This window comes from Marinitoga sp. 1135 (assembly GCF_013363245.1).
Taxonomy (GTDB): Bacteria; Thermotogota; Thermotogae; order Petrotogales; family Petrotogaceae; genus Marinitoga; species Marinitoga piezophila.
Window position 1 is genome coordinate 79,233 of the sequence record NZ_LBEZ01000009.1, and the last position, 24,051, is coordinate 103,283.

Annotated in this window: 27 protein-coding genes; 8 read left to right on the forward strand and 19 right to left on the reverse strand. The window is 30.0% G+C overall.

Translation table 11 applies throughout. From position 1 onward, the window contains the following. Position 1 precedes the first annotated feature (1 nt). The 5 genes from hfq (at position 2) to rpsT (ending at position 4,075) form a co-directional block, all read left to right on the forward strand. A complete protein-coding gene (gene hfq / locus XO10_RS05455) occupies positions 2-262 on the forward strand; it encodes an RNA chaperone Hfq (protein WP_014296575.1) in 261 nt (86 codons plus the stop codon). Continuing rightward, positions 252-1,463 carry a GTPase HflX gene (gene hflX, locus XO10_RS05460; RefSeq protein WP_175421218.1) on the forward strand — a complete coding sequence of 404 codons (1,212 nt, stop codon included), beginning with the start codon at positions 252-254 and terminating at the stop codon, positions 1,461-1,463. Before hfq ends, hflX begins: the two co-directional genes overlap by 11 nt. Further along, the gene (locus XO10_RS05465; RefSeq protein WP_014296577.1) at positions 1,460-2,452 is read left to right on the forward strand and encodes a M23 family metallopeptidase; all 993 of its coding nucleotides are present in this window, start codon (positions 1,460-1,462) and stop codon (positions 2,450-2,452) included. Before hflX ends, XO10_RS05465 begins: the two co-directional genes overlap by 4 nt. 114 nt (positions 2,453-2,566) lie before the next feature. Beyond that, complete coding sequence (metK, locus tag XO10_RS05470; protein WP_014296578.1) at positions 2,567-3,763, forward strand: methionine adenosyltransferase; 1,197 nt, start codon at positions 2,567-2,569, stop codon at positions 3,761-3,763. A 33-nt stretch (positions 3,764-3,796) separates the two neighbouring features. Beyond that, positions 3,797-4,075: a 30S ribosomal protein S20 gene (rpsT, locus tag XO10_RS05475; protein ID WP_014296579.1), complete on the forward strand. Its 279-nt coding sequence runs from the start codon at positions 3,797-3,799 to the stop codon at positions 4,073-4,075. Positions 4,076-4,113: 38 nt separating this feature from the next. Here the strand turns inward: rpsT and XO10_RS05480 are convergent, their stop codons facing one another. The 8 genes from XO10_RS05480 to XO10_RS05515 all read right to left on the reverse strand — a co-directional run bounded on the left by XO10_RS05480 (position 4,114) and on the right by XO10_RS05515 (position 10,094). Continuing rightward, positions 4,114-5,109 (reverse strand): bifunctional 5,10-methylenetetrahydrofolate dehydrogenase/5,10-methenyltetrahydrofolate cyclohydrolase, encoded by a 996-nt coding sequence (locus XO10_RS05480; RefSeq protein WP_041638520.1) that lies wholly within the window; start codon positions 5,107-5,109, stop codon positions 4,114-4,116. A gap of 21 nt (positions 5,110-5,130) precedes the next feature. Continuing rightward, complete coding sequence (locus tag XO10_RS05485) at positions 5,131-5,460, reverse strand: DUF1292 domain-containing protein (protein WP_014296581.1); 330 nt, start codon at positions 5,458-5,460, stop codon at positions 5,131-5,133. A 29-nt stretch (positions 5,461-5,489) separates the two neighbouring features. Further along, on the reverse strand, positions 5,490-6,143 hold the full coding sequence (locus tag XO10_RS05490) for a metallophosphoesterase family protein (protein WP_014296582.1): 654 nt from the start codon (positions 6,141-6,143) through the stop codon (positions 5,490-5,492). Next, the gene (locus XO10_RS05495) at positions 6,144-6,764 is read right to left on the reverse strand and encodes a hypothetical protein (protein ID WP_014296583.1); all 621 of its coding nucleotides are present in this window, start codon (positions 6,762-6,764) and stop codon (positions 6,144-6,146) included. It abuts the gene before it with no gap. An 18-nt stretch (positions 6,765-6,782) separates the two neighbouring features. Beyond that, positions 6,783-7,355 carry a pyridoxal 5'-phosphate synthase glutaminase subunit PdxT gene (gene pdxT / locus XO10_RS05500; RefSeq protein ID WP_014296584.1) on the reverse strand — a complete coding sequence of 191 codons (573 nt, stop codon included), beginning with the start codon at positions 7,353-7,355 and terminating at the stop codon, positions 6,783-6,785. Between the two features lies 1 nt (position 7,356). Beyond that, a complete protein-coding gene (pdxS, locus tag XO10_RS05505; protein ID WP_014296585.1) occupies positions 7,357-8,232 on the reverse strand; it encodes a pyridoxal 5'-phosphate synthase lyase subunit PdxS in 876 nt (291 codons plus the stop codon). 40 nt (positions 8,233-8,272) lie between these two features. Continuing rightward, complete coding sequence (locus XO10_RS05510) at positions 8,273-9,568, reverse strand: nicotinate phosphoribosyltransferase (protein ID WP_075780497.1); 1,296 nt, start codon at positions 9,566-9,568, stop codon at positions 8,273-8,275. Positions 9,569-9,635: 67 nt separating this feature from the next. Then, a complete protein-coding gene (locus XO10_RS05515) occupies positions 9,636-10,094 on the reverse strand; it encodes a methylated-DNA--[protein]-cysteine S-methyltransferase (RefSeq protein WP_014296587.1) in 459 nt (152 codons plus the stop codon). Positions 10,095-10,264: 170 nt separating this feature from the next. Here XO10_RS05515 and XO10_RS05520 point away from each other — a divergent pair, with 170 nt between their 5' ends. After that, a complete protein-coding gene (locus tag XO10_RS05520) occupies positions 10,265-11,086 on the forward strand; it encodes an ATP-dependent Clp protease proteolytic subunit (protein ID WP_014296588.1) in 822 nt (273 codons plus the stop codon). Positions 11,087-11,128: 42 nt separating this feature from the next. Here the strand turns inward: XO10_RS05520 and XO10_RS05525 are convergent, their stop codons facing one another. The 3 genes from XO10_RS05525 to XO10_RS05535 all read right to left on the reverse strand — a co-directional run bounded on the left by XO10_RS05525 (position 11,129) and on the right by XO10_RS05535 (position 14,239). Continuing rightward, positions 11,129-11,974: a carbohydrate ABC transporter permease gene (locus XO10_RS05525; protein WP_014296589.1), complete on the reverse strand. Its 846-nt coding sequence runs from the start codon at positions 11,972-11,974 to the stop codon at positions 11,129-11,131. A gap of 10 nt (positions 11,975-11,984) precedes the next feature. Then, entirely contained in the window at positions 11,985-12,860 is an 876-nt protein-coding gene (locus XO10_RS05530) for a carbohydrate ABC transporter permease (protein ID WP_014296590.1), read from the reverse strand. 65 nt (positions 12,861-12,925) lie between these two features. Next, complete coding sequence (locus XO10_RS05535) at positions 12,926-14,239, reverse strand: ABC transporter substrate-binding protein (protein WP_014296591.1); 1,314 nt, start codon at positions 14,237-14,239, stop codon at positions 12,926-12,928. 432 nt (positions 14,240-14,671) lie between these two features. Here XO10_RS05535 and XO10_RS05540 point away from each other — a divergent pair, with 432 nt between their 5' ends. Both XO10_RS05540 and XO10_RS05545 read left to right on the forward strand, forming a co-directional pair. Then, positions 14,672-15,265: a hypothetical protein gene (locus XO10_RS05540; RefSeq protein ID WP_175418293.1), complete on the forward strand. Its 594-nt coding sequence runs from the start codon at positions 14,672-14,674 to the stop codon at positions 15,263-15,265. 22 nt (positions 15,266-15,287) lie between these two features. Beyond that, positions 15,288-15,683, forward strand: a complete 396-nt coding sequence (locus XO10_RS05545) for a hypothetical protein (protein WP_175418294.1) — start codon at positions 15,288-15,290, stop codon at positions 15,681-15,683. 739 nt (positions 15,684-16,422) lie between these two features. On the opposite strand, the gene XO10_RS05550 is transcribed toward XO10_RS05545, so the two are convergent. The 8 genes from XO10_RS05550 to XO10_RS05585 all read right to left on the reverse strand — a co-directional run bounded on the left by XO10_RS05550 (position 16,423) and on the right by XO10_RS05585 (position 23,893). Continuing rightward, on the reverse strand, positions 16,423-17,745 hold the full coding sequence (locus XO10_RS05550) for an NYN domain-containing protein (protein WP_014296592.1): 1,323 nt from the start codon (positions 17,743-17,745) through the stop codon (positions 16,423-16,425). A 25-nt stretch (positions 17,746-17,770) separates the two neighbouring features. Continuing rightward, entirely contained in the window at positions 17,771-19,366 is a 1,596-nt protein-coding gene (locus XO10_RS05555; RefSeq protein ID WP_175421219.1) for an NAD(P)/FAD-dependent oxidoreductase, read from the reverse strand. Between the two features lie 73 nt (positions 19,367-19,439). Continuing rightward, positions 19,440-20,615: a PLP-dependent cysteine synthase family protein gene (locus tag XO10_RS05560; RefSeq protein ID WP_175421220.1), complete on the reverse strand. Its 1,176-nt coding sequence runs from the start codon at positions 20,613-20,615 to the stop codon at positions 19,440-19,442. A gap of 177 nt (positions 20,616-20,792) precedes the next feature. Then, on the reverse strand, positions 20,793-21,830 hold the full coding sequence (locus XO10_RS05565; protein ID WP_175421221.1) for a DUF362 domain-containing protein: 1,038 nt from the start codon (positions 21,828-21,830) through the stop codon (positions 20,793-20,795). 98 nt (positions 21,831-21,928) lie between these two features. Next, on the reverse strand, positions 21,929-22,459 hold the full coding sequence (locus XO10_RS05570; protein WP_014296597.1) for a folate family ECF transporter S component: 531 nt from the start codon (positions 22,457-22,459) through the stop codon (positions 21,929-21,931). Positions 22,460-22,529: 70 nt separating this feature from the next. Beyond that, positions 22,530-23,006 carry a hypothetical protein gene (locus tag XO10_RS05575; protein ID WP_014296598.1) on the reverse strand — a complete coding sequence of 159 codons (477 nt, stop codon included), beginning with the start codon at positions 23,004-23,006 and terminating at the stop codon, positions 22,530-22,532. A 1-nt stretch (position 23,007) separates the two neighbouring features. Beyond that, on the reverse strand, positions 23,008-23,655 hold the full coding sequence (locus XO10_RS05580) for a hypothetical protein (RefSeq protein WP_014296599.1): 648 nt from the start codon (positions 23,653-23,655) through the stop codon (positions 23,008-23,010). A gap of 1 nt (position 23,656) precedes the next feature. Beyond that, positions 23,657-23,893, reverse strand: a complete 237-nt coding sequence (locus XO10_RS05585; protein WP_014296600.1) for a helix-turn-helix transcriptional regulator — start codon at positions 23,891-23,893, stop codon at positions 23,657-23,659. Positions 23,894-24,051: the final 158 nt, after the last annotated feature.

Sequence of the window (24,051 nt, forward strand, 5' to 3'; positions counted from 1 at the left end):
CATGGCAGAAAAATTTAATTTGCAAGAACGTTTTTTAAATTTATTGAGAACAAATAAAATTGAATGTAAAATCTATTTTGAAGGTGGATTTCAGACATCAGGATACATAAAATCATTTGATAATTTCACCATTCTTTTAGAGAAAAAAGGACAACAATCATTAGTTTATAAACATGCAGTAAAAATGATTGTTCCTATGAAATACGTAAAGCTTTTCCAGCAGCAACATCAGGAAAATCAATCAGGAGGTAATGAGAATTAAGAAAGGTGTATTAGTTCTCATAAACAGCAAAAACTTAAGAGAAGATGTTGAGGAGATAATAGAATTATCCAAAAATATAAATATAGAAATCGTTGAATACATACATCAAAATTTAAATAAACCAGACCCTCTCACTTTTATTGGAAAAGGAAAGTTTGAAGATTTGAAAGAACTTATTGCGTTTGTTGATGCAGAAGTGCTCGTTATAAATTCTGAATTATCTCCGAGACAATATATTCATATTTCAAAAGAGCTTAATATTGAAGTATACGATAGAACAGATGTAATATTAAAGATTTTTTCGGAGCATGCCGAAACTCAGGAAAGCAAGTTACAAATAAAACTTGCTACTCTCAAGCACATACTTCCAAGGATATATGGTCTTGGAAGCGAAATGTCCAGAACCGGCGGGGGTATTGGAACAAGAGGTCCAGGTGAACAGGAAAAAGAATACAAAAAAAGAACCATAAAAAATGAAATATCTAAAATTCAAAATAAACTAAAAAAGATTAAATCCCAAAGAGAACTTACAAGAAAAAACAAAAAAGACATAATAAAAGTTTCCATTGTGGGATACGCAAGTGCTGGAAAATCAACTTTATTAAAAGAATTAAGCCATGAAAACAAGATAAAAATTTCTGAAAAAATGTTTTCAACTCTGTCTCCAAAGTCCAGGAGAGTAATGCTTCCTTCTGGACTCTTTGTTATATTATCTGACACGGTAGGATTTATTAGAAATCTTCCTCATGAATTAATAGAAGCATTTAAATCCACGCTGGAAGAAATAAAATATTCCGATCTAATCATACATCTCGTAGATATTTCATCTCAAAATATTGAAGAAAGAATAAGTACCGCATATGATGTTTTAGAGAATATTAAAGCTTTAGATATTCCACGTATACTGGTTTTTAATAAAATAGATAAAATTAATGATGAACAACTTTCAATTTTAAAAAACAGATATAAAAACGCTATTTTCATTTCATGTAAAACCGGCGAGAACATTGAAAATTTAAAAAAAGCTATACAGGATAAATTAATTGAAGAAGAGATAATAAAAACTTTTGAAATTGAAGAAGAATATAAAAATGTTCAAAACTGGTTTAAAAAACGTGGTAAAATTGGTATAGAGGAAATTGCATTCAATAATACAGATATAAAATTAAAGATATATGCGCGCAATGGAGGTGCTTTATGAAAAAATTTTTAGTATTTACCGTAATTTTATTAAGTGTTTTAACGGTATTTTCTCAAAGGTTTTTACCGCCGGTTAAGGATTCATATCTTACATCTTCATTTGGAGAATATAGAGATACTGGAGATAAACCACATTTCCATCTGGGAATAGATTTTTCATCTTTTTCAAGAATTGGTTATCCTGTAAATGCCGCAGCTGATGGATACGTGTGCAAATTATGGGTAAATCATAAGGTTTATGGAAATACTATATTTATATATCATCCAGACTATGATTTAATAAGCGTATACGCCCATTTAAATTCTTTCAAAGGACTAATGGCAGAAATCGCAAATTCTGTGGTAAGCGAATTTGGAAATACATTTGCAGAAATAAAATTTCCTGATGATGAAATAAGGGTATCAAAAGGTGAAGAAATTGGATATTCTGGAAAAAGTGGTGAAGCTGAAGTTCCACATGTTCACTTTGAAATTAGAGAAGTTAAAAAATCGGGAAATAATGAAATAGAAATAGTAAGAGATGCACTTGAATTTGTTGATTATGTTGAAATGAGACCAAGAAAATTACAGGCATTTGAAATTAGATCAAATAATAGAACATATAAATTATTAGATGATCAGGTAACTGAAGTTCCATTTACCACTTTACCAAAACTCGAAGTAAAAGTTTCAGAAAAAGTTGGTGATAATACAACAATAATTCCAAGAAAGATTTCATTAAGGGTTAATGATGAATTAGTATATGAAATAGAATTCGATGCAATAAGAGAAGACGAAATGTATTCACCAAATGCTATTTATGGTTATGGTTCAAATTTATTTACGTATTGGATTAAATTATATTCTTCATCATTTATTACACCAATAAAGGTAAATAGATGGAATGAAATAGCCTTTACTTTAAAAGATAAAAATCCTGCAGAACTAATACTTGAAGATATCTGGGGAAGTATAAAGGTATATAAATTAATACTGGTAAAAGAAATGTAACTCAAAATACAATAGATTTTATTTTAACGTTAATTTTTTATACGCCTATTGATTCATATTTTTGGTATAATAATAATTCGGATATTAATAAATTTTCATAAAGGAGGAAGAGAATTGAAAAAAAGACTTTTCACAAGCGAAAGTGTAACAGAAGGACATCCAGATAAAGTAGCAGACCAAATTTCCGACGCAATCTTAGATGCTTTATTGGAAAAAGACCCATTCTCAAGGGTTGCAGTTGAAACATTGGTGACAACAGGTGTTGCTGTAATAGCTGGAGAAATTTCAACAAAAGCTTATGTAGATATACCAAAAATCGTAAGACAGACAATATTAGACATTGGATATACAAGAGCAAAATTTGGTTTTGATGGAGAAACTTCAGCAGTTTTAGTGTCAATAGACGAACAATCACCTGATATTGCAATGGGTGTTGATAAAGCTTTAGAAGTAAAAGAAGGAAAAATCAAAGAAGAGGATCCTTACGAAAAGCTTGGCGCTGGTGACCAGGGTATTATGTTTGGTTACGCAACAAATGAAACACCTGAAATGATGCCTTTACCAATAGTTCTTGCTCACAAATTAGCATACAGACTTGCAGAAGTTAGAAAAAATGGCACATTAAAATTCTTAAGACCTGATGGAAAAACACAGGTTACTGTTGAATATGATGAAAACAATAAACCAATAGAAGTTGAAACAGTATTAATTTCCACTCAACACGAACCAGACGTAACAATTGAAGAAATTAGAGAAGCTTTAATTGAACACGTAATTAAACCAATAATTCCAGAACATTTATTAACAAAGAATACAAAAATATTGGTAAATCCAACAGGAAGATTTGTTCTTGGAGGACCACACGCTGATACAGGATTAACAGGAAGAAAAATTATAGTTGATACATACGGCGGTTGGGTTCCACATGGTGGAGGAGCATTCAGCGGAAAGGATCCAACAAAGGTTGACAGATCAGCACACTACATGGCACGTTACGTTGCTAAGAACATAGTAGCTGCTGGATTAGCCGATGAAGTAATGATTCAATTAGGATATGCTATTGGTGTAGCTGAACCAGTATCAATATTAATTGATACAAAAGGTACAGCAAAGGTTGACGAAGAAAAATTATATGAAGTAGTAACAACAATGTTTGATTTCAGACCTGGTGCAATAATTAAAAACTTAGACCTATTAAAACCTATTTACAGAAAAACAGCAGCATATGGACATTTTGGAAGAACAGATGTTGAATTCCCATGGGAAAGAACAGATAAGGTTAATGAATTAAAAGCTGCATTTGGATTATAATTAATAAAATAATATAAAAGGAGGAAAATCAAAGTGCCAAACGTAAAATCAGCTAAAAAAAGAGTTAGACAAACAGCAAAAAGAAGATTAAGAAACAAATCATACAAAACAAGAGTTAAAAACTCAATTAAAAAAGTATTAGCAGCAGTAGAAGCTAAAAAAGAAAGAGAAGAAGTATTAGAATTATTAAACAATGCATTTTCTGTAATTGATAAAGCAGCTAAAAAAGGTGTTATTCACAAGAATAACGCTGCAAGAAAGAAAGCAAGAATCCACAGAAAAGTAAAAGAACTTCTTGGCGAAGTGCAATAATAAAAATGGTTCGGCAAAAGCCGAACCATTTTTATTTATTATAGACTAAGTATATTATCTTCAAATTTTCTTAATTCCAATAAATCATTATCTGGAAGTTTCCTATTTACAAGATAAAACATATTTGAAATAAGCCTGTGCAATGTCATATCATTAATACGATTTCCTTTTTTAACAAGATTCCATTTAGGTGAAATCTTATATACTTTATCAAATATAGAAGGATACTCAAAATTTCCTTCAAAAGAAATATCAAATACTATAGAATTTTGAGGCACCTTTTCTGTTGGAATAATAAATTTTGACGATGGAACTGCAGAAACTATTATATCTGAAATAGAAACAAACTTTAAAATATCCTCATAATCTGTATATTTCTGACAAACCCTTACACTGGCATTTTCATTTAACAACATTAAAGCCAGGGATCTTCCAACAGCAAGTGAATCATTAATTACAACTATTTTTTTGCCTTCTAAAGAAAATGGATTTCTATCAAAATTATCTGGATAATTTCCTGTTTTTCTTTTTATATTCTCAAATATTAATCTATATCGTTTTAATACATATAATATTCCTTTTGCTGTTGGTGGTATTACTAATTTTCTTAAATGCTTTGGATCTTCATAACCTTCATGTTGAACAAGATATCCCATATATGAATGATGCAGCCCTTCTATATCCTTTTCAGGGGAAATCATATTCATAAAATGCGTATCTTTAACCTCAAAGGGTGTAGGGTACATAACAATAATACCATGTGTTTGAACATCTTTATTATAGTATTCTATCTTTTCTTCCAGCTCTTCTCTGCTGTGTACCACAACGCTTTCAAATTCTATATTATATCTTTTACATATACCCTTAATACCCCTGGAATAAGAAACACTTCCAGGATCATCAGAAGTTAGAATACATACCAATTTTGGATGTATATTATTCTTCTCTAACAATTCAAGATTTTTATTAAAAATAGGCTTATCAAAACGATCCAGAATAAACTTTATATCAAATAGTTTCGCCGCATTTTCCATCATTCTTTCACCTGTTTATAATTAATTATTATCTTTTGAATCGTCATCCTCTATCAAAAAAAATTCTTCATTTTCATCAATATCGACATCTTCCATTACCTTTTTCCATTCTTCTTCAACCAATTCAAGTTCTTCATCATCTTCAACAGCATCTAAGAACAATTCACCCTTTTCTGAATTTACCTTAAATGCAACTGTATCTCCTAACACTATATCTTCACTATCTTCCTCCTTAAAAGCTTCATAACAAATCCAATACCTTTGATTATTAATCTTTAATTCTTCCAAAAACATAAAATTATATTCATTTCCGTCTTCGCCTGTAATTGTGAAAAATTCTAATCTTTCCATTTTTTATCCCTCCGATAAATAAAATACCTCTATATTGATATTATATCATACTTATTATCATTTGATATACCAAGAGCCGATAACTTACCGCCATATACACAACCGGTATCTATATCTATGCTGAGAATTTTATCATCTAACTTTCTAAAATATACCTCGTATTCACCGGTAATATATTTTGTTGGTGTATGACCATGTATAACAATGTAATCTTCATAAGGCTGATCACTCATATAAAAATCATCTCTTATCCACAACAAATCACGCTCCGCTTGATCAGAAAGAGAAATTCCTGGTCTAATACCTCCATGTACAAACAAATATTTTTGAGTTCCAATTTTTTCAATATGATAAAGCTTTAAATTTCTAATAAAATCAAGATATTTTTCTTCAATATCATTATTAAAACTATCAAGTGTTGCCTGGGCACCATTTCTAAACCATGCACCCTCTTTATATTTACCCGTATTTTCAAAATAATCAAGCATCATATCTTCATGATTTCCTTTTAAAAACACCGCTCTATTTTTTAATTTAAATAAAAGATCAAGGACCTGTCTTGAACCAGGCCCTCGATCCACATAATCTCCAAGAAATATTATTTTATCATTTTCCGGTATTTGATTTAAAACCTTTATCAAATTATCATACATTCCATGAATATCAGATATTGCCCATATCATTTATAACACCACATTCATAAATAATATCCATATCGAAGATACTATAACACCATAAATTGGAGAAAAAATCCATTCCTTTGATTTTTCTTTTACAAAGAAAAAACGATATAAAAGTCCTGCAAAAATCGATACCAGTACAAGTTCCGCTTTAAATTTACTTAAGAATATATATATAGCCAATCGTTCTGAAGCACCTGCTGTATCCTTCATTTGTGGATCTATTATATTAAATGTCCTTTCAATAAAAGAGCCAAAACTCGTTGCAAACATCATCCCTATTAAATAATACACAAACTCCTTTGATATATAGGAATGTATATATACTTCAAAAAATACTACATTTATCAAAAAAGCCCCGGCTAAATATGCTAATTCTTTCTTAAAATCAGTCCCTTTCTTTGATCTGTAAATATCTACACCTACATGATAAGATACAAGCACAAAAAATGCTATTATTCCCGCAACGCTTTTTAAGGATTCAAATGTAAATGTCAATATTACAAAGAAACTCCACAATATATGGGTCATTAATTTATTTTTATCCTTTAATGTATCAGAATATACATTTGTAAATGCATGATCTGCAATAAAATGTGCAAGAAATCCATTTAATGGAATCATTAAACAATTCACCTTCTTTTATTTTGACTTTTTAACCATCTCTTCCACAAAGTATTCATGAACAGATGGATCATCTTCTATTTCAGGGTGAAATGAAGCTGCTAAGATATTATTTTGCCTTACAAGTACAGGTGCATCTTTATATTCTATTAATTTTTCAACATTTTCACCGTATTCAACAATTTTTGGTGCTCTTATAAATGTTACCTTTATATCATTACCTCTAAATTTTAATATTTCTTCAAATGAAAATACCTGTCTTCCGTAAGCATTTCTTTCAACAATTATATCAATAAGCTTCATTGTATCCTGTTTTTCATACTTTTTTATTCCATTTGAAAGCACTATCATCCCGGCGCATGTGCCAAAAATAGGAAATCCTTCTTTTGCTTTCTTTATAATTTCATCCCATAATCCTGTTTTCTTGAGTAACTTTGTGATAGTGGTACTTTCACCGCCAGGAATAATAAGCCCTTCTACTTCATTTAATTTTTCTATTGACTTAACTCTTATAGGTGTATGACCTATCTTTTCAATCATATTTGCATGTTCACGGATATCTCCCTGAACTGCCAATACACCTATTTTCACATTACCATCCTCTTTCCTGTAAGTGTACATCTAATTTATCAATTTCCAATCCTTCCATAGCTTCTCCAACGTCTTCACTGATCTTTACTAATTTTTCTGGATCGTCATAATGCAATACAGCTTCAACTATAGCCTTTGCCATTCTCTTTGGATCTTTTGATTTGAAAATACCTGAACCAACAAATACACCATCTGAACCAAGCATCATCATTAATGCTGCATCAGCAGGTGTTGCTACTCCACCAGCTGCAAAGTTAACTACAGGTAATCTTCCTAATTTTTTAACTTCTGCAACTAAATCTACAGGAGCTCCTATCTGTTTTGCATATGTTACCAATTCTTCTTCTGGCATATTTTGAACTAATCTTATTTCATCCATAACCTGTCTCATGTGTTTTACTGCTTCAACAATATTACCTGTTCCAGCTTCACCTTTTGTTCTAATCATTGCAGCACCTTCTGCAATTCTTCTTAATGCTTCACCAAGGTTTCTTGCACCACAAACAAAAGGAACTTTGTAATCGTGTTTATTTATATGATATTTATCATCAGCAGGAGTTAAAACTTCTGATTCATCTATAAAATCAACACCTAAAGCTTCCAACACTCTTGCTTCAGCAATATGTCCAATTCTAACCTTTGCCATTACAGGAATAGAAACTGCTTCCATGATTTCTTTTATCTTTGAAATACTTGCCATTCTTGCAACTCCACCAGCTTTTCTAATATCTGCTGGAACTCTTTCAAGAGCCATAACTGCAACTGCACCAGCTTCTTCAGCAATCTTTGCCTGTTCTGCAGTTGTAACATCCATTATAACTCCATTTTTGAACATTTCAGCAAAACCCTTTTTAACAACCCATGTACCTTTTTCCATTTTATAATCCTCCTTTAATAATTTAATTTTATATTTTAATTTATTCTTCCCAATATTTTTTTGAAACCACTGATAATCTCGATAAATCTCCTTTTTTTCTTCCCACCTTGGCACAATGTTTTCCATTTACTTCAACAATATCTGCAGTAAAATCTATCTTTTCTTTTAACAATTTTGAACCCACACCATAGCTATCAACGGGTACATCTAAGGTTTCAAATAATTTTATTTTCTCAGCATCAAAACCGCCTGAAACTAAAATCTTTAAATCCTTTAAACCATTTTCATCGAAAACCTGTCTTGCACGCCATACGAGCTCAGGATTAACCCCAAGAGAAGATTTGTCCTTTGGAATAACGCTCTTATCCCTTAAACTTCCAGATGTATCAAAACGCACACCCCATATTTTGTTTTTTCCCGGTCCTATTATAACAGAAGGATCTGTTTTACCTGGAATAAATTTTTCACCTGTTACATATTCATAAAACCTTGATACAAGCTTCATCGTCGTTCCAATTACATCATTATCCCAATCTACAAGAACTATTCTATTTACATTTCCTTCAATATGTTTATCAAAGGCTATTGCAGCTGCTGTTGTATCACCATCATACGATGCAATTAATGCATGCGGAATTGTACCCAATGATTCTATTCCCCAATAATCTGCATTAGCGTCTGTTGATACACCAAAAGCACCTGCTTTTAACGCCGCATAACCATCGGTTGCCTGTACCCAGAAATGGTCAAATCTTGCACTAAAAAATAATATAGGCTTTCCATTGGCAACATCTACAACCTTTTTAACAGCAGTGGCAGTTGAGGTAGCCCTTGCCAATACTCCCAATAAAATTGTTTCAAGATATCCAAAATATGACGGATCTCCTTCAATAGTCAAAACCGGTTCCATATCCTTTGCTTCGTCACCATCAAATAGTGCTTTAACTTCTATTTCATTCCATTTATCAACCCATAAATCATTTAACATCATCCTTAAATCCCATTTTTTTGACGTTATTTCAAGCAATTCCTCTTTATCCATCTTATGAGCTGCATTTTGTAAAGCTTTCTCCAATTCTAAAATACTGTTAAACAATTCATTAGCTTTTTCTTCATCCCTATAATAACCAGTTCCAAATCTTAAAATAGCAAGTGCTTCATCAATTCCTACAACAACACAATCCTTTCTGGGAAAATACTGATAAAGCACGTTAACATGCTTATTGTCTTTTTTTAACACCTCAACATATCTTGTAAAATACTTATCCGAATAATAACCCATTCTAATCCTGTCAATAGGGACTTTAAAAACTTTTGGATGTAAGCGTTTTGACATTATTATCACCTCAAAGATATTATATATTCCAATTTATTCTTGAATGTTTTATAAAGGTTAAAGTTTGTTACACAATATATTTTTCAATTTTTAACAAAAACTCTTTCCAGTGTTGCCCGGGTCCAAAATTTCCAATCCTTCCATCGCTTTTAATAACCCTATGACACGGAAATATCAATGGAAGATTATTATGTGCCATAACAGTTCCAACAGCTCTTGCTGCGCGCGGATACCCTGCCATAACTGCTAGCTCTCCATAAGATACAACATGTCCAAATAATACTTTATTTTTTAAAGTCTTCATTACTCTTTCCTCAAAAACAGTTTTAAAATACTTTTCATAAGGCAATTCATCAAGAACATCGTATCCTTTAAAATACTTTTTTATAGTTTTATAAAACAAAGCCGTATGATTATCATAATATTCTTCAAGATAATCATTATAAAATTTTATTTCTATAATCTTATTATTTTTCACAAATCCTTTAATACTTCCAGCTTCGGTTGTAATTACAAAAATCTCCATAATAATAACCCCGTAAATAATATTTCACAAATGTAGTATACCAGAAAAAATGAAATATTCATATACTTAAATTAATTAAATATACCTGATTATGGTATAATAGATTTAAAAAAGATTAAAAAACATTATTATTAATAACAATGAAAAATTTTTCATGGGAGGTGGTATAAGTGACAACAGGTTTAGGTTCTTTATTGTGGCTCATATTTATGTTCTATATTTTACTCGGGCCACAGTTTAAATTTGCACAGTTAATTGCTTCAAGGAAAGGTCTTTTGTCCTCGTTATCTAAAAAGAGGAATTCAACAGTTATTACTCTTATACACAGACAGGAAAGTATGGGATTTTTAGGAATGCCATTCTATAAATTCATTAATATAGAAGATAGCGAAGAAATATTAAGAGCTATAAGAAAAGCACCTAAAGATAAGCCTATAGATTTAATTATACACACACCAGGAGGCCTTGTATTAGCTGCTACACAAATTGCCAAGGCTTTACACGATCATCCAGCAGAAACACGGGTAATTGTTCCTCATTATGCAATGAGCGGCGGAACATTAATCTCATTATCAGCAGACAAAATAATAATGGATCCCCATGCCGTTTTAGGTCCTGTTGATCCACAATTAGGCCAAAATCCCGCTCCAAGTATCGTTAGAGCAGTTGAACAAAAAGGTGTGGATAAAGTCGATGATCAAACATTAATACTTGCAGACGTTGCAAAAAAATCCATTCATCAGGTTCAGAAATTTATATATGAATTATTAAAGGACAGATTCGGAGAAGAAAAAGCTAAAAAATTATCAGAAACCTTAACAGAAGGAAGATGGACTCATGATTACCCAATAACAGTTGAAGAAGCAAAAGAATTGGGATTAAATGTAGAAACAGATGTTCCAGATGAAGTTTATATGTTAATGGATTTATATACACAACCTGTAAGACAAAGAGGAACTGTTGAATTCGTGTCATTTACCGACAAAAAATAAATAAAATAATAAAAACCGGGACTTTTTAAAGACCCGGTTTTTTTATCCTTTAAGCCCTGAACTAACAAGACTCTTAACAAATAGGTTCTGGATGGCAAAGAATATAATCAGTGTTGGAACAAGTGCTATCATTGTACCAGCCATTATTATTCCCCAGTTGTTAGCAGCATCAGAACTAATTAACATCTTTATACCAATTTGAACTGTCTTCATTTTATCGTCCATTGTTACTATCAATGGCCACAAATAGAGATTCCATGCATAAACAAAGTTGATTAACGCTGCACCGCCAAGCATTGATTTGGATAATGGCAATAAAATCTTCCAGAAATATTGCATTGACGTTGCGCCATCTATCTTAGCAGCATCGCTTAATTCTTTTGGTATTGTCATAAAATGCTGTCTCATTAAAAATGCATTTGTGGCACTTGCAGTAAAAGGTATAATAAGCGCATAATATGTATTGATCCAGCCAAATTGCTTCATTATAAGGAATAATGGCAAAATCATAACTGTTTCTGCCGGCAAAAATAAGGTTATAAATAATAACATAAATGACAAATTCTTTCCTCTAAATTGAAAGTTCGCAAAGGCATAACCTGCAAGCGTTCCTGTAATCAACTTACCAAATGTAATAAAAAATGCTATAATTGACGAATTAATAAGCATTCTTCCTAAATCAACTAATTTTAAAGCCTCTGCATAATTCTGCCAGTGAAATGTACTTGGAAATAATTTAGGTGGAAATGTATAAACCTCTGTATAAGTCATAAAACTCATACTAAACGCCAATAATATTGGAGCCATAACTATTAATGAAATAAGTATTAATATTATTTCAGATAAAATTAAATTAACTTTTTTTCTCCTTGAAATACTTGAAGCCATTAAGATCACCTCACTGATAGTGGACGGATTTTTCGACGCCTTTGAAATAGATTACTGTGATAACTCCCATAATAGCAAACATTATAACAGATTGAGCTGCGGCAGAACCATTATTTGTATAGGTAAATGCATCTAAGTATAATTTATATATCAAAGTTGTTGTAGTTCCTGAAGGTCCACCCTTTGTCATAATATCAATAATACCAAATGAAGTAAACATAGTTGTTGTAAAATTCATTATAAACAAATAAAAACTTATAGGTGATAACAATGGAAATTTAATTTTCCACATACGTTGCCAGAGATTTGCACCATCTATCATAGAAGATTCCAACAAAGAATCAGGAATCGATTGTAGTCCAGCTATATAAAAAATCAAATCAAAAGGTAACATCTTCCATATTGTTGCAAGCATTACAGCAATAAATGCATACGGCGTAGTTGTAAGCCAATCTGTATCTATACCAAAAAACTTCATAAATATATAGTTTAAATATCCAACAGTTGGAGTTAATAAAAATGACCATAATATACCAGCAATTGCTGGAGAGATTGCATACGGGGCAAAGATAAATAACCTAAAAAATCGTGTTCCAGGAATATTTTGAACTAATAATTGTGAAATTAAAAATGCTAAAAACATCGTTAAAAAAACAGTGGAAAACGAATAAATCGCAGAAGTCAACAGAGCCTTATAATACGCAGGATCTGTAAATAACTCTGTATAATTTTCCAGACCAACAAAAATACTTCGATTTCCAAAAAAAGATTCCTGATAAAAACTTAATTTAAAAGAATATGTTGCTGGCCAATAAATAAATAAAATAATTATAACAAAGGTTGGTACAAGTAATAAATATGGAGTTAATTTACTTTTCCACGACATATGAAGATTCCTCCTTCTTTAAAAAAAGGGCGGAAAACCGCCCTGGTATAATTATAACTTAAAAATTATTTATAAAGTCTGTTGTATCTCTTCAATTCTAATGTAACCTGTCTTGCGGCATCATTAAGAGCTTGTTCTACAGATTTCTTTCCATTAATTACATTTTCATATTCTGTTTCGATAACTTCTCTTGTTTTTGGGAATACACCCATAACTGCTCCATTTGTATTAACTGTCTGTTTTGATAAGAGTAATTCCATTATAGCTGTTAAGTAATTTGGATGTTCTGAATAGAATCCGCTGAACAATAATTGTTCTATAGCATCTTTTCTAACTGGGAAGTATCCTGTTTCAAGGTGCCATCTAATCTGCTGTGCTGGTTCTGTCATCCATTTTACAAATTCCCAAGCTGCATCAATTTCTTCTTTTGGATGATTCTTAAGAATCCATAATGATCCTCCACCTATAACTGATCCACCCTGTACTGATTCATCTGGTTTTGGTAAGAATGCAGTTCCAACTTCAAAACCATTTTCTTTTGCTGATTCATCAAAGAATTTAACATCTGATGTTGAGTATAATAACATACCAGCTTTTTTAGCTAAGAAAATCTGACTTGCGCCATTCCAGTCTTCTCTTTTTGTATTTAATAATAAACCTTCGTCTGTCATCTTTTTGAATAAATTGAATATGTTTTTACCAGCTTGACTATTGAAAACTGCCTGTGTAGGTCTTACTCCTGCTCTACCATTTCCATTATTTACTAATGGAGCATTCTGTACAGCCATTAATTGTTCAAAGAACCATGAATGTGTTGGCCATGTTAAACCGTATCTAATAACCTTACCATTTGCATCTTTCTTCTGTAATTTTCTTGCATATTCTATTAATTCATCATATGTTCTTGGTGGTTTATCAGGATCTAATCCAACTTCCTTGAACATTGTTTTATTATAGAATAAAATAGCTGTTGATGAGTTAAATGGCATTGAATATAATTTTCCATTAACTGTATAGTAATTAGCTACTTGTTCAAGGAAAGCACCTTTATCTATAGTTGGATCCTGTTCTATTAAATCACCAATTGGAATAGCGATTCCACCATCAATCATTGCCTGTGTTCCAATATCGTATATTTGTACAATATGTGGAGCTTTTCCTGCTTTTACAGCTGCAATTGTTTTGTTGAAAGTATCAAGATATGAACCTGTGTATTGTACATTAACCTTGATATCTGGATGAGTTTTCATGAAATCGTTTGCCATGTCCTGTAATAATTCAATTCTCCACCCACTCATAGCATGCCAGAATTCGATAGTAACCTGTGCAAACATAGAAACACTTAAAATAACAACCAATAATACTGCCAGTTTTTTCATATACTTTCCCCCCTTGATAAGATGATTTCTTAATAGAAAATATCATATATACAATAAACGAATAAAAAGAAATATTAAGAAATATTAATTTGTGTTAAAGTTTTTTTACCGTATCTTTATTATACTACTTTTTTTTAAAAGAATCAAATGTTATGTGAAAAAGAAAAAATGAAAATTAATACTGTTTTTCGCACTCTTTGCGTTTTAATGTCTTTTATTATACATGGCCAGTTAAAAAATTCTAAACTTCAATATGAATTATGTTTTTCAAAGTATTTTATTTTTTTGTATCTATTTTTATTGAAATTATTTAATCAGTTGATAAATTAATTCAAATAAAAAATATAGTAAATATTCCATATATATATTGACTTTTCTTTTTTTTTTTATATAATTATATTCGAAAGTTATTGCTAATATTGAGGTGATCTAATGAAACCAAATTTTTATTTCAATAATCTTAAATTAATAAAATTTACATCAAATGGCACAGAGGAATTTTACATAAAAAGAGACACAAACATTAATTTACAAGATAACAATATATACCTTTTAAAATTAAACAATAAATTACTTCCTTTTCCTATAAAAAAACATAAAATAATATTTAGTGATGATTATCCTTTCTGTATTGTTAGTGAAGAATTTAATTTTCCAAAAGTTGATAAATTTATTATTTCAAATAATGAAAAATTAATTCAGACATCTAATTTTTCATTACCTTACGACAATTATTTATTTGTTGCAATAACCTTTGATTCAAAAACTATTACTAACTGCCCTTTACTTATCACTTTAAGAGATAATAATATGAATGTCTATGATTTTAATTCGTATATTATAAATATAAATCAAAAAGATAATTTGCTTGTTATTAAATTTAATTTAAACTCATTAAATCTTCAGCAGAGAAAATATTATGTTGATTTGTTGATCTCAGGTAGAAAGGTTTTTTCCCGTGAAATTTCTATTCTTCTCAATAATATTTACAATTTTAAAACTTCTTGTGTAAAAAATTACAGATGAGATTTCACATGGAGGTGATATTATGAGAAGTGGTCCTATCGGAGTTCAGGCCATTACTGCTGATGATGGTACAGGAAGATACTGGTACGATGGCAACATTGATAAATTAAATGAAAAAAACAAAGTAATTGATGATATTTTAAAAAGAAGAGCGGAGAAAATAGAACAAACTATAGATACGATAAATAAAAGGGCACAATATGTTGCTGGAAAAGCTTTAACTGCAGCAGAAGGTGCATCTGTAGGTGGATTAGTTGGTGCTGTAGCTTATGTTGGTATTGATATTGCTACAGATGTAATAAAGCATTACACTCCTGATCAATATGATGGCTGGATTGATTTAGGAATAAGGGCTGCTAAGGGAACTTATGACGTAAAAAATATAAAAAATCTCTTTAAACTTTTTAGGAGGCATTGATTAATATGACGGAAATCTTTTTTAAAAAAGAAAATTTTATTTTTTCCTCTATCTTGCTTTTTAATTTAATTGAAAGTATAATAAGTATAAACAAAATAAATATATATATTACATTTTTCTATTTTATTTTTTTTCTTTTTTTAAAAAAAGATTTAAATCTTCATTCTAAATTAGAAAAATCAACTATAATATTATTCCTTTCGATAATTTCTGGATATCTTTTCAGCTATTTATTATACACAACCTTTTTTTCAAATATAGAAAATATACTATTTGGTAAATTTTCAGCTGTAATTTTATTATTGATATTCACAGGAAATTTTTTTAAATTTTATAATAAAAAAAATGTGTATTCAATAATCTATATTATAAGTATTTTCACTATAGCCATTGGTTATAACTTTATTTCCTTTCATCTTTCATTGAATCAAAAAATTTTATCTCTTTTTATTTTTATACTTTCAGATTTTATTAGTTTTTACTTAATTGAACATTATATTAATTCAGAAAAAAAAGAGGATTCAATTTTTATTGCTATCATTGCACTTAAAATTTATTTCTTCAGAAATATTTTATTTTATAGTAATATATCAATTGAAGAATCTTTATTTATTAAACCTATAGTTCTTGCTGCTATATATTTATTCTTACAATATTTCATTAAAAAAAATTATATCTTAAGCTTTATTTTTATTACAATTTCATATATTTTTATATTCTAAATTGAAAGCTGTGACTTTCATTTATTTAAATTTTTATAATACTTATAATAGGGCTTTATATAAAATACCTCCTGCAAATCCATTAGATGTTCTATTATCTCATTTAATCTTTTGGTATTTTCTGTATTGTATATGTACTTTGAAGCTATTGGAAGATTTTTTTCATGAATATCTTCCTCTTTTAATATGCTTTTTAAATAGAAAGCTTCAACAGCTGTTTTAAAATCTTCATAATCAGCATTTAGATACACAGGTGTTTTCATACTTACATAGTCACTTCCATCTTTACCAAGAAATTTACCGGAAAACTTTAATGCTATACCAAATGAACCAACTACTTTATTGGTAAGATTTAATTCCTTTTTTGCAGTATGTATAGCTTCAATTATAGAATTTGCTTTTCCAGCTTTAAACAAGTTATACACAAATTCAACAAACTTATCCCTGTGCTCAGGATAAGGAAGTATCTTTTCATGTTTTATTTCCCATCTTCTTGGAATAGGAACTATTATATATCCACGAGAATTCTTCCATAATCTCTTTTCCTCTATCATTTTTTGAATTAATTCCTTTAATGAATATTTTGAATTTTTGGTAATCCACGGATTCTTTTCCTGTGCTTTTTTTACAAGATCATCCAATCTCAATGGCATAACACTGGTAGCAAGAAACCGTTCTATATATCGCATATAATTTTCTTCATATTCGCTATATTCACCATTATTAGAATAAAATTCATCACGAACCTTTTTTATTAAATTATCAACAAAATCGCTAAAAGATAAAAATCCAAAATCCCTATAATCGATCTTCATACCGGTTACTATTCTTTTTATAATATGCTCATTTACATCTTCATAATTATGTTCTTCAATAATCCTTATAACCTCTTCAACAATATCTTCAATAGAATCCTTATCCTCAATCTTTTCAGATTTTACTATATCCTCATAAGGAATAAACATATCTGCAGATAATTCCATTTCTTTTGAAGTATTTTTACTTCTACTTACAACAATAACCTCTTTTCCATATATTCGAAGTTTTTTTACAAGTGGAACAAAATCAGCATCTCCCGTTACCAGAACAAACATATCAATATGAGGCAAAGAAAACATTGTTTCAATTGCATCTATTGCAAGTTTTATATCATTGCCTTTTTTATTTTCAAAACCGTCTTCTGGCATTTCTATTAATTCAATACCATGTCTTGAAAATGAAAACATTGTTGCGGGATATTTTGACCAATGTGCATAAGCCTTTCCCCCAACAATTTTCCCCAATTCCTTTATTTTTTCAATAATCAACTCCGGATCAACCGGTTGATTTTGATAGTCCATAAAAATAAATATGCTTTTGATATTATCACCATCCCTTTTTATATCTTTTTATAATACTTTCTGCAACTCGAATGCCATCTACTGCAGAAGATGTAATTCCTCCTGCATATCCGGCACCTTCTCCTATAGGATATAACCCTTCAGTTGAAATACTTTCATAATTTTCATTTCTTTCAATCCTTACAGGAGATGAACTTCTTGTTTCAACACCTGTCAGCAATGAATCATATGAAGAAAACCCTCTTAGTTTTTTTCCCATTACTAAAATGCCTTCTTTTAAAGCGTCGGTAATATATTCTGGATATATGTTATTAATATCATAAAATATCGTTCCCGGCTTATATGAAGGCTTAACTGCTTTAAATTTTACAGATTTTTTGTTTCTTAAAAAATCACCAAATAATTGAACAGGTGCATAATAAAAATTAGAAATGGCATATGCTTTTTTTTCAAAATTCCTTTGAAATTCAACACCTGCTAATGGATGATTTGAAGGATAATCTGAAGGTTCGACACTTACTAATATAGCACTGTTAGAATTGACATTATCTCTTGCAAATTCACTCATTCCATTTGTAACAACCATATTCTCTTCTGAAGCCGATGCAACAACATATCCCCCCGGACACATACAAAAAGTATAGACAGCTCTTCCATTTTTCGCCCTATGAGAAAGCTTATAATCTGCAGCCTTTAATCTCGGATGATTATAAAATTTACCATACTGACTTTTATCAATTAATTCCTTTAAATGTTCAATCCTTACACCAATAGAAAATGGTTTTTGTTTGATTGTTATTCCTTTGTTGAATAACAATTCAAAAGTATCTCTTGCACTGTGACCAATAGCTAAAATTATTACATCAGAATATATTTTTTCATTACCGTTTACAACAACACCTTTTACCTTTCCATTTTTGATAATAATATCGGTAACCTTGCTTTCAAATAAAACACTCCCACCAAGAGAAATTATTTTTTTTCTTATATTCTTCACAGCTATTTCCAGTTTATCAGTACCAATATGCGGTTTGTTGACATATAGTATCTCTTCTGGAGCACCGGCCTTTACAAATTCTTCAAGCATCTTCCTAATTCTATTATTCTTATCCTTTATAAGCGTATTTAACTTGCCATCAGAAAATGTTCCAGCTCCACCTTCACCAAATTGAACATTACTTTCTATATTTAAAACACCCTTTTTCCAGAAAAGATTTACGTCTTTTTTTCTTTCTTCAACCGCCTTTCCTCTTTCCAATATTATAGGCTCAAACCCTGCTTCGGCAAGTATTAATCCAGCAAATAACCCGGAAGGTCCGGAGCCTATTATTATCGGTCTCGTAGTCAAAAGTTCCTCTCCCTGAGCTGGTAATATATACTCTTTCTCTGGAGATATCATAACAAGGGAATTATTTTTTAATTTATCTTCATCTTCCACTTTAAAATCCACATTATACACAAAATAAATCATATCATTCTTTTTACGCGCATCAATAGAGCGTTTTATAATTCTAACTTCTTGAATTTCTTTTGATGAAATATTCAACTTTTTTGCAATTTCTTTTTTTATATCTTCATCTTGATGATCAATAGGTAATTTTATATTATTTATTCTCAACATAATTTTTTAATCTCCTTCTATAATCTTCAAATGTATTATATCATAAAATAAAACGACCTTTGCAGGCCGCTTATTATATCTTGCACTCATCAAATAACTTTCTCAAAATTATTTCATCATTAACTTCCAAGTTATTATCTTTCATCCATTCATCATTAAAAAATTTTGTTAAATAGCTTCTTCCACTATCAGGAAAAATTACAACAGCTTTTTTATTCTTTATATTATTTTCTTTTAAATACTTTATCATTCCAAATAATGCTGCCCCAGAAGAGCCACCGACCAATATCCCTTCTCTTTTTGATAAAAATCTCGCCATTGAAAATGCTTCCTGATCATTAATCACAACTATATCATCTATAATGTCTAAATTTATGGTTTTTGGGATAATATTTTTTCCTATTCCTTCAACTAAATATGAATGAGAATGTTTCAATGCTTCCTCAACTGTAAGACCAGCTTTTACGTGATGATATATTGACCCCTCTGGATCTACTCCTATTAATTTTATATCCTTTCTTTCTTTAAAATATTTACCAATTCCAGAAATTGTTCCGCCTGTACCCAATCCAGCAAAAATATAGTCAAGCTCTCCATTAAATTGTTTCCATAATTCTGGTGCAGTTGTTCTATAATGAGCTTTTGGATTATTTTTATTAAAATATTGATTGGGGATAAACGCATAATTGTTTGGATCTACAGCCTTTTCAAAAATCTTTTTTAATTCTTTTTCATTATTTTGATTTATTAAAATCTGGATATAGCTTACTATTCCTTCTATTTCTGATTTTGATAAAGGCTTTCTCTTTTCCCAGATTATATTTCTAATAATTTCAGCGATTTTATATTGCGACATTATAGAAAATGGGGAAACATTACCTGGGACTCTTATTATATATGCTCCATATGCTCTTAGCAATAATTCCTTTTCCATGCTTATTTTTTGGGGCATTATGAATATTACAGAATTTCCTTTTTTTACAGCATATAAAGCTAGCCCTATTCCTGTATTTCCAGATGTTGGTTCAATAATAACTGTATCAGTTGTTATTAAATTTTCTTTTTCAGCCATTTGAAGCATATATGCTCCAACTCTATCCTTTATGCTACCTCCAGGATTAAAATACTCCACTTTTGCATATAATTCATTTTTTACATTAAAATACTCTTCTATATTCTTCAAACGAATAACAGGTGTTTCACCCATTAATTCCAATATTTCATTGTATATTTCCTTATTCTTTTTCATATAATCACCTCTTGTGAATATTTTCTTTTTTATATTGGCAATATTTTTTCCTTAGTATATCAAATTGGATTAAAAATGTCAATATTAATTTTTTATGTTTATACAATATTTACATTTTGTTTTACCTAACATATATTATAAAAAATAGCCAGCATAAGCTGGCTAAGACTAAAAATCTTAAAATATTTTTCTAACTAATTTTATTGCATCTTGAGGACACACTTCGTGGCAAACATAACATCTTATACACTTTGAATAATCTATATACTTATCGTTATCAATATTTATAGCCTCAGCAGGGCATCTACTTTCACAGATTTTACATTCAACACATTTATCTTTATTGATTTTTGGAACCCTTTCAAAAACTCTTGTTATATTGGTTACAGTTTCAAAAATAGGTGTTGTAAGAGGAAGTTTTATTCCTGGCGCATTCCAATTAGATATAAGGTTATAGTCAGGTATTAAATTTCTTCTTGCAGCTTCTTTTATAATATAAACATATTTTTCTTTTATCCCCAATGATTTTATAATCGCATGATCAAGTGCATAAGCATTTTCTGAAATGCCTATCACATTAAATTTCTTCTTTTTACCATTTGCCGGTCCGTTACCTTCCATTCCTTCTATACCATCTATTATATTTAATGTAGGATTAACTATATTATGTATATCTATTAAAACATTGGCAAAATTGGTATTTGTTTTTGCCCTGAAATGCCATGCAGACTTTTCCTTGCCAACAATACAGCCAAATGTATTTTTTACTGCTAATGTCATTATCATTTGAACGTGTGTCTTTAATTTAGCAATATTTACTATTTTATCTGCCTCTAAAACCTTTCTCGAAACCTTAAATCCCCTGAAATTTTCTCCATCTACCTCCACAGGATCATCTAATTCTACAATAGGAATATCAAGTTCTTTGCAAATTTCGTAGACGCCATTAGCCTTTGCAACAGATATTGCATTTCCTGTAGCAGGGCTATCACCAACAAAAGGCTTTGTTCCAAGAGATAATAAAAACTTTAAAACAATTTCTACAATTTTTGGATTAGTTGTAATACCGCTTCCAACATGATTAGGAGACAACATATTTGGTTTAACGAGAACTCTATCATTCTTTGAAAACAAGCTTTTATATTTTTCCAATAATGGAAATAAAACTTCTTCAGCATTTGTATAATCGGTACATTGCTTTAAATAGACATCCATAAGCCTTTTCTCCTTTTTTTAATATATAAATATTATATCATATTCTTAATAACAAAATCCCCGGAGTTAAATTGACAACTCCGGGGATTGGATTTATTTTATATACTTGGATGTGTTAATTTTTCAAGTTGAGGTATTCGTTTATACAAAATTACCATAATTGCTGGATATAAGAAAAACTTAATTGAAAGCGAAACTATTCTTGGAGGCATCAAAACTCCATATGGAACACCAAAAAGAGTATGTATAAAATACGGTGTTAATGTAACTCCAACCAAAGCGCCTGCTAAATATGAAAATGCAAAACTCCAGAAATTTGTTTCTTTCTTAAATACATACCAGAACACAAGACCAGGCAATAACCCATGCAATCCAGAAGTAAGAGTGAAATGTGGCATAAATGGTCCCATTGGGTTTATCCAATATCCAAAGAAATCAGCCAGAGCCCCTACCATAAAACCATACCATGGTCCAAGAATCAATGCTGAGAGGAATATTGGCAATGTTCCAAACCCAATTCTGATACTTTCAACACCAAATAGACTGAATCTAAAGGATAATAATCTTGTTAAAATAATACTTAAAACAATGAATAAAGCGCTTAAAATCATTTTCTTGGTTTTTGTCACTTTATTCCCTCCCAAAATTAAATTTCAGAGTGATTATATCAAAATTTGAAACTTTTTTCAATACTTTTCTCTAAAATTCATATTCACTTTTAATAAAAGGCACCGGTATAATTCCCATTCCTTTTTCCCATGCACGTTTTCCAGCACTTAAAGGAAGTATAAATTCACCATACACACCCAGATTAAATGATTGATTATTAATTGGAATTTTATACTTTATTCCTCCTCCCATTAAATACAACTGTTCAAAATGATATGGAACAACCACTAATGCTTTTAAATTAGCCTCAATAGTAAAATTATATGGCAAAGAATATCCTGCTTCTATTGTAGGAGCAAAAATATAATCTAATTGTTCAGGATTTTTTTCATCTGGACCAAAAATAAATCCCAGAGTTGCACCAACATTATATGATTCATTATTATAACTAACCCCCACAAATGGCAATATCGCCCCGGATAACTCTATTCCCAACGAGTAAGAAAAACTTCCTGCAAATATTACAAGATTGAAGACCAAAAAGGTTATTAATAACATTCTTTTCATTTTAATCACCCTCCTTTCTTAATGATTGAAGAGATAAAAACAATAAAGGAATACCAATAAATGAATAAACGACTATTTTCATATCATTAATACTTCCTCTGATGAAATAATAGCTTACAACAACAAATGCAACAAAAAACATAAAACTTCCTATTTTTCTGTATCGAGTTGCTACAAACGTTGAAATTATTAAGTAAATCCATGGCATCGCCTCTATTAACCCCGCAAATGAAAATCCTTCAGATAAAATAGTAAAAATCAGCAACAACAAACTCAATGAATACCCAACACGTTTAATTACAGTTTCTCTTTCAAAAATATATCCTGCATATAGCATACTCTTCAGAACCAATGGAAACGCCATATAAAAAAGCAGCACATTATAAACGGAAAGCATTTTTATATTAAAAGAATAAAGAATTATTGAAAATACAACTGTTGAATACAAAACTACATTTGAAATTTTAAACCGCAAATATCTTTCCATTTCGTCAATTTCTTTCGAAAAAATATCCTTGTATATTTCAATAACAACAGCTAAAATTAAAAATAAACCATAAACTCTATTTTCACCAGTAGCTAAAAGAACAGCATATATAAATAAAAGCTCAAAAAGATAAAAATATTTGTTAAAGAATAAACTCTTCATATTATTCACTCCCCTTTGAAATTGAAATTACTTCCTTCAATTCATCTTCTTCCAGGAAAAAAATGTCTTCAACAGAGCATTCAAACACCTTTGAAAGTTTTAATGCGAGTACAACTGAAGGCGTATATTTACCTTTTTCTATATAATTAATTGTCTGTCTTGACACTCCTACAAGATTTGCAAGTTTTTCCTGACTTAAATCATACATTGCTCTATAAACCTTTAATTTATTTTTCATATAATCCCTCCCATTATTATTGTATAATATTTTTGATATAATGTCAAGTATACTTGACATTATATATGATAAAAAGATAAATTTTGTGCAACCATACTATAAAGATATGGTTAAATTTATGATATAATAATGATAGTCTACAATACTCAAGGGGGGGA

Excerpts from the sequence above, each read along its gene's own strand:
- hfq (WP_014296575.1), top strand. The coding sequence starts at position 2 with ATGGCAGAAAAATTTAATTTGCAAGAACGTTTTTTAAATTTATTGAGA.
- hflX (WP_175421218.1), top strand. The coding sequence starts at position 252 with ATGAGAATTAAGAAAGGTGTATTAGTTCTCATAAACAGCAAAAACTTA.
- XO10_RS05465 (WP_014296577.1), top strand. The coding sequence starts at position 1,460 with ATGAAAAAATTTTTAGTATTTACCGTAATTTTATTAAGTGTTTTAACG.
- XO10_RS05480 (WP_041638520.1), bottom strand. The coding sequence starts at position 5,109 with ATGGAAAATGCGGCGAAACTATTTGATATAAAGTTTATTCTGGATCGT.
- XO10_RS05485 (WP_014296581.1), bottom strand. The coding sequence starts at position 5,460 with ATGGAAAGATTAGAATTTTTCACAATTACAGGCGAAGACGGAAATGAA.
- XO10_RS05490 (WP_014296582.1), bottom strand. The coding sequence starts at position 6,143 with ATGATATGGGCAATATCTGATATTCATGGAATGTATGATAATTTGATA.
- XO10_RS05495 (WP_014296583.1), bottom strand. The coding sequence starts at position 6,764 with ATGATTCCATTAAATGGATTTCTTGCACATTTTATTGCAGATCATGCA.
- pdxS (WP_014296585.1), bottom strand. The coding sequence starts at position 8,232 with ATGGAAAAAGGTACATGGGTTGTTAAAAAGGGTTTTGCTGAAATGTTC.
- XO10_RS05510 (WP_075780497.1), bottom strand. The coding sequence starts at position 9,568 with ATGTCAAAACGCTTACATCCAAAAGTTTTTAAAGTCCCTATTGACAGG.
- XO10_RS05515 (WP_014296587.1), bottom strand. The coding sequence starts at position 10,094 with ATGGAGATTTTTGTAATTACAACCGAAGCTGGAAGTATTAAAGGATTT.
- XO10_RS05525 (WP_014296589.1), bottom strand. The coding sequence starts at position 11,974 with ATGGCTTCAAGTATTTCAAGGAGAAAAAAAGTTAATTTAATTTTATCT.
- XO10_RS05530 (WP_014296590.1), bottom strand. The coding sequence starts at position 12,860 with ATGTCGTGGAAAAGTAAATTAACTCCATATTTATTACTTGTACCAACC.
- XO10_RS05535 (WP_014296591.1), bottom strand. The coding sequence starts at position 14,239 with ATGAAAAAACTGGCAGTATTATTGGTTGTTATTTTAAGTGTTTCTATG.
- XO10_RS05540 (WP_175418293.1), top strand. The coding sequence starts at position 14,672 with ATGAAACCAAATTTTTATTTCAATAATCTTAAATTAATAAAATTTACA.
- XO10_RS05545 (WP_175418294.1), top strand. The coding sequence starts at position 15,288 with ATGAGAAGTGGTCCTATCGGAGTTCAGGCCATTACTGCTGATGATGGT.
- XO10_RS05550 (WP_014296592.1), bottom strand. The coding sequence starts at position 17,745 with ATGGACTATCAAAATCAACCGGTTGATCCGGAGTTGATTATTGAAAAA.
- XO10_RS05555 (WP_175421219.1), bottom strand. The coding sequence starts at position 19,366 with ATGTTGAGAATAAATAATATAAAATTACCTATTGATCATCAAGATGAA.
- XO10_RS05560 (WP_175421220.1), bottom strand. The coding sequence starts at position 20,615 with ATGAAAAAGAATAAGGAAATATACAATGAAATATTGGAATTAATGGGT.
- XO10_RS05565 (WP_175421221.1), bottom strand. The coding sequence starts at position 21,830 with ATGGATGTCTATTTAAAGCAATGTACCGATTATACAAATGCTGAAGAA.
- XO10_RS05575 (WP_014296598.1), bottom strand. The coding sequence starts at position 23,006 with ATGAAAAGAATGTTATTAATAACCTTTTTGGTCTTCAATCTTGTAATA.
- XO10_RS05580 (WP_014296599.1), bottom strand. The coding sequence starts at position 23,655 with ATGAAGAGTTTATTCTTTAACAAATATTTTTATCTTTTTGAGCTTTTA.
- XO10_RS05585 (WP_014296600.1), bottom strand. The coding sequence starts at position 23,893 with ATGAAAAATAAATTAAAGGTTTATAGAGCAATGTATGATTTAAGTCAG.